The 4,105-nt window shown below is 50.0% G+C and carries 2 protein-coding genes; both read left to right on the top strand.

What is annotated here, in order from left to right:
• Positions 1–148 precede the first annotated feature (148 nt).
• Positions 149–2,182 carry an acetyl/propionyl/methylcrotonyl-CoA carboxylase subunit alpha gene (locus tag ACSHWX_RS17915; protein WP_435669574.1) on the top strand — a complete coding sequence of 678 codons (2,034 nt, stop codon included), beginning with the start codon at positions 149–151 and terminating at the stop codon, positions 2,180–2,182.
• Between the two features lie 12 nt (positions 2,183–2,194).
• On the top strand, positions 2,195–4,009 hold the full coding sequence (locus tag ACSHWX_RS17920; protein ID WP_435669575.1) for an acyclic terpene utilization AtuA family protein: 1,815 nt from the start codon (positions 2,195–2,197) through the stop codon (positions 4,007–4,009).
• Positions 4,010–4,105: the final 96 nt, after the last annotated feature.

Here is a 4,105-nt window from a genome sequence, read left to right on the forward strand (position 1 = left end):
GATGTATTTACCCAAGCCTTATCGTCTGACGAAGGTAAAGAGGGCACTCAAGCCTTTATGCAAAAACGCAAACCAAGCTGGTGTGAATAGAGCTGTTGTAAATAGCTGGTGTAAATAGAGGCAGGCATACATGAGTACTGAGCAAATAATGAAGATTCAAAATAGCAATACACGAGCAGGTGCAATACAACCGCATGGACTGAAAAAGCAAAATCTGTTTCACAAAATACTGATTGCCAATCGTGGCGAAATTGCTGTTAGGGTTATTCGTACGGCTCGACAAATGGGGTATCGCACAGTGGCTGTATATAGCGAGGCAGACAAAAAGGCTGCCCATGTACTCGCCGCAGATCAAGCCGTGTGCGTTGGCCCTGCCAGCGTGTCCGAGTCGTACCTGATGATCGACAACATTATTGCTGCAGCGCACAAAACCCAAGCCGATGCTATTCACCCTGGCTATGGTTTTCTATCCGAAAACCCAGCGTTTGCGCGGGCTTGTGCTGCAGCGGGGATTCAGTTTATTGGCCCTGATGCCTCGGCCATTGAATTGATGGGCAGCAAGCGCTTGTCTAAGGTGGCCATGTTAGACGCAGGCGTGCCATGTATCCCCGGTTATCAAGGGGCAGAACAAAGCGACCAAGTGCTGATTGAAAAGGCGGCAGATGTGGGCTTTCCTATCATGGTTAAAGCCTCAGCCGGTGGTGGCGGGCGCGGTATGCGTTTGGCCACTGAGCAAGGTGAACTGGCCGCGCAAATCAAAACTGCACGCTCTGAAGCACTTAGTGCGTTCGGTAGCGGTGAACTCATTCTTGAACGCGCTGTTTTGGCTCCTCGTCATATCGAAATCCAAATATTTGCTGATAGTCAGGGCAATACCGTTTATTTAGGTGAGCGTGACTGTTCGATACAGCGTCGTCATCAAAAAGTGGTTGAAGAAGCGCCGTCGCCTTTTGTGGATGAAGGGCTGCGGGAACGCATGGGGCTAGCTGCTGTGAGTGCAGCCAAAGCTTGCGGTTATCAAGGTGCAGGCACGGTTGAGTTCTTGGTTGATAGTGACAAAAACTTCTACTTCTTAGAAATGAATACCCGCTTACAAGTAGAGCATCCGGTCACTGAACTTATCACAGGTCTGGACTTAGTTGAGTGGCAACTGCGGGTAGCGGCGGGTGAAATGCTACCACTGACCCAAGCGGACGCTTCACTTAACGGACACGCCATTGAGGTGCGGTTGTACGCGGAAGATCCTCGGCAAAATTTTATGCCACAAACGGGCAATATTCTTGTATGGCAATACCCTGAACGTGAAGGCATTCGCGTTGATCACGGTATTCATTGCGGCGATACCGTCAGTGCCCATTACGACCCCATGTTGGCTAAAGTCATCGCCTTTGGGCCAGACCGAGCAACCGCCGCACGGCGACTCGCCAGTGCCATTGAAGACATTCAACTAGTGGGTGTGAACACCAACAAACGCTTTTTACTCAATGTACTGCGCCACCCCGCTTTTATAAACGCCGAAGCGACAACGGCCTTTATCGAACAACATTTTACTGAGCATGCCAGTACCCAAAATACAGCCCTCGCTATAGGCACGCTTGCCAGAGCCGCCATGATTTACTTTCAGCACCCTTCATTTGGCCAGCCCTCTTGGAGCAGTGCAGCGCCTCAGGTGTATCACTTTACCCTGAAAATCAATGAGCAGGCTCACGCAGTGCAAATACAAAAACAAGAGGATAGTTACTTAGTTAAAAGTGAAGCACAAGAGACCGAACTCACCCTAGTAAGTCATGGGGCTAATCAAGCCGTAGTGATTGAAGAGGGGATCCGCCAAGGTTTTAGCTATGCGCTGCAAGACAAAACACTCTTTTTAGACGATGGCAGCGGCCATTTCCGAATAGACGATATTACCCAGCTGCCAGCAAGTGTGAGTGAACAAAACGCGAGTGGCGAAATCAATGCCGTCATGGACGGAGTGATAGTTGATGTATTGGCAAAAGAGGGGGATGCCGTTGAAGCCGGGCAACTTATGGTCGTCATGGAGGCCATGAAAATGGAACATCAGTTAAAGGCGCTGAGCACAGGGCTAGTCACTGAGGTGCGCGCAGCAATAGGCCAGCAGGTGAAATCCAAAGAGCTATTGGTCACTATCAGTAGCAACGACGATACGCACAGCGATGCGTAACCAAGGACGTTTATGAGCAACAAAACAGTAAGAATTGGCGGTGCATCGGCCTTTTATGGCGACAGTCAACTATCAGCTCGCCAGCTGGTGGACGATGGCAATATTGACTACTTGGTGTTTGATTATTTAGCCGAAGTCACTATGGCGATTTTGTCTCAAGCCAAAGCCAAAAACTGTGATTATGGCTATGCCGTAGATTTTGTCACTGTGGCCATGCGAGATGTATTGGCCGATTGCGCCCAAAAGGGCATAAAAGTGATAGCAAATGCGGGCGGTATGAACGTACCAAGCTGCATCACGGCACTTCAGACACTATGCAGTGAGCTTGATATCAGCTTGAATATTGCAGGTGTGTACGGTGATGATTTATCCACCAATCGCCAGAATCTAAATAGCGATGACCTTGCAGAAATGCAAACGGGGCAGCCTTTACCCGAGCGTTTGAGTAGCATCAACGCCTATTTAGGTGCGCGCCCCATCGCTGACGCCTTAGCGGCTGGTGCAGATGTGGTGGTAACAGGGCGCGTAGTGGATAGCGCTTTAGTGATAGGGCCACTAATGCACGAATTTAACTGGCAAGAAAACGAGTACGAAAAACTGGCTCAAGGTGCATTGGCCGGGCATATTTTAGAGTGTGGTGCCCAGTGCACCGGCGGTAATTTTACTGATTGGCATTTGGTGCCTGACTTTTCCACCATGAGCTACCCTATTGCTCAAGTGAGTGCCAACGGCGCGTTCGAGGTAGGTATAGTGCCAAACACAGGTGGCATGGTGACTGAGGCCACGATCGGCGAACAGGTTTTGTATGAAATAGGCGACCCAGCGAATTATTTATTGCCAGATGTCGCCTGTGACTTTAGCGATATCACCCTGACTCAAACAGGCAAAGATAGAGTCAGCGTTTCGGGGGCAAAGGGGCGAGCGCCGGGTAATCAGTATAAAGTGTGCGCCACCTACGTCGATGGCTACAAGTTGATAAGCTCTTTCTTTGTGGGTGGCGAGCGAGCAGCGGATAAAGCCAGAGTTAACATAAACGCCCTTGTTAAACGCACAGAGCGAGCATTTGCTGCAAAAGGGCTGGGCGGTTATCGGCGCACCAGTATCGAAATTATTGGTGCTGAAGATACCTACGGCCCCCACGCAAAAGCGCAAAATACTCGGGAGGTCATTGCCAAGTTTGGTTTGCATCACGATAACAAAATGGCATTGCATTTTGCCGCCAGTGAAATCGCCTATTTAGCCACATCAGCAGCGCCGGGCATGAGTGGTTTTGGGGCAGGGCGGCCCAAACCACAACCATTGATTCGCGTGCATTCGGCGCTGATTGATAAGTCAGACGTACGCGTTACGGTGCAATTAAACAAAACCGTGCTCTTCACACAATGCTACCTGACTCCAGAGTCATCGCCTGTTGCAGAGGCTGCACAATTTTCGCCAGATGCGATTAAAGCTGACGTTACAAGCTCTGATACTGCAAGCAGTGAGTCGCTGACTAGCGTACCGCTGGTAACTCTGGCTTATGCTCGCAGCGGTGATAAAGGCGATAACGTCAATATTGGGCTTATTGCGCGAGAAGCTAAATACTTACCTGTACTTTACCAACAAGTGACTGAACAGGTCGTCGCTACCTACTTTGCTCATCAACTTGAAGGTCACGTTTTGCGCTATAACCTACCAGGCATAAACGGGTTTAACTTCTTGATGACCCAAGCATTAGGCGGTGGTGGTACGGCGTCACTCAGAACAGACACACAAGGCAAGGCCGCAGCACAAATGTTGTTATCGATGCCGATTACGGTGCCGAAAAGCTGGGTAGAAAAAGCATGAGCTATCAATCGTGCTTGAGGGCGAATTGTTTTGCTGATCAAACATATGTCATCACGGGTGGCGGCAGTGGCATAGGGCGCTGCGCCGCCCATGAAC

It is taken from the genome of Maritalea sp., assembly GCF_051251695.1.
Lineage (GTDB): Bacteria > Pseudomonadota > Alphaproteobacteria > Rhizobiales > Devosiaceae > Maritalea.